At 78.0% G+C, this 1260-nt stretch carries 1 pseudogene; it reads right to left on the reverse strand.

Annotation, left to right across the window (positions count from 1 at the left end):
• A pseudogene (locus AO501_RS40240) lies at positions 1-1260 on the reverse strand (hypothetical protein); the annotation flags it as partial.

The following is a 1260-nucleotide window of genomic DNA, read 5'->3' on the forward strand; positions in this document are numbered from 1 at the left end:
CGGCCCCGCCGTGACCACCCGACCCGCCAGCGATGCCCGGGTTGCCCGGGTCACCGGCTAACAGACCATCGGTGCCGGCCAGTCCGGCGGCGCCGTTTCCGCCTTGGCCGCCTGCCCCGCCATTGCCGACGGTTCCACCGTTGCCGCCTGCTCCGCCGTTACCTCCGTTGGCGCCGGACAAGGTAGCGGAGTAACCGGCCCCGCCCGCACCGCCGTTGCCATACCCGCTGGGCACCCCAGGACCTTGGCTGCCGTCGTAGCCTTTGGTGCCGCCGGTGCCGCCGACGCCGGGGTTGCCGCCGGTTCCGCCGGTACCGCCGGTGCCGGGGTTGCCGCCATTGCCCCCTCTGCCGCCGTTGATGTAGGTGGCGTCGCCGGCCGCGCCGGCACCACCGTCACCGGGTCCGCCAGCGTTGCCGCCGTCACCGGCGTTGGCGCCGTTGCCGTTGGCTCCGGCGGTGCCGTGAGCGGCGCCGCCGCCGGCGCCACCGTTGCCGCCGTTGCCACCCGCCCCGCCGTTTCCGCCACTGCCGCCGGCTTGACCGGCGCCGTTGTCGACCCCGGCCGTACCGGCGTTGCCGGTAACGCCGTCTCCGCCGTTGCCGCCGCGGGCGCCGCGCCCGCCGTTGCCGCCGTCCCCGCCGTTGCCGGAGACCGCACCGCCTTGTCCGCCGGCGCCGCCGTTTCCGCCGGCTCCGCCGGCGGTGCCGGGAGTTCCCGAGTCACCCGGGTTGGTCCCGCCGGGTCCGTTGGTGCCGGCGCCGCCGAGGGCGCCGTTGCCGCCGTTGCCTCCGTTGCCGACGGCTCCGCCGTTGCCGCCGGCCCCGCCGTTACCGCCGTTTCCGCCGGGGTTGGGGTTGTAGCTGCCGGCGCCGCCGGCCCCGCCGTTGCCGCCGCTGGTGACCGCCGCTCCGGCTCCGCCGTCGAGGCCTTTGGTGCCGCCGGTGCCGCCGATGCCGGGGTTGCCACCGTTGCCGCCGGCCCCGATGGCGCCAGGGTTGCCACCGTTGCCACCGGCGCCGCCGTTGACGAACAGGTCGGTGCCTGCCGCGCCCGCTCCACCGTCACCGGGGGTGCCGGCGTTGCCGCCGTGGCCGCCGGCGCCGCCGTTGCCGTTGACCCCGGCCGTGCCGTGGGCGGCGGTGCCGCCGTCCCCGCCGGCGCCACCGGCCCCGCCGGCACCCCCATTTCCGCCCGAGCCGCCAGCCTGGCCGGCGCCGTTGTCTACCCCGGCCGTCCCGGCCTTGCCCGTGATGCCGT

Origin of the sequence: Mycobacterium gordonae (genome assembly GCF_001417955.2) — a bacterium.
Taxonomy (GTDB): Bacteria; Actinomycetota; Actinomycetes; order Mycobacteriales; family Mycobacteriaceae; genus Mycobacterium; species Mycobacterium gordonae_B.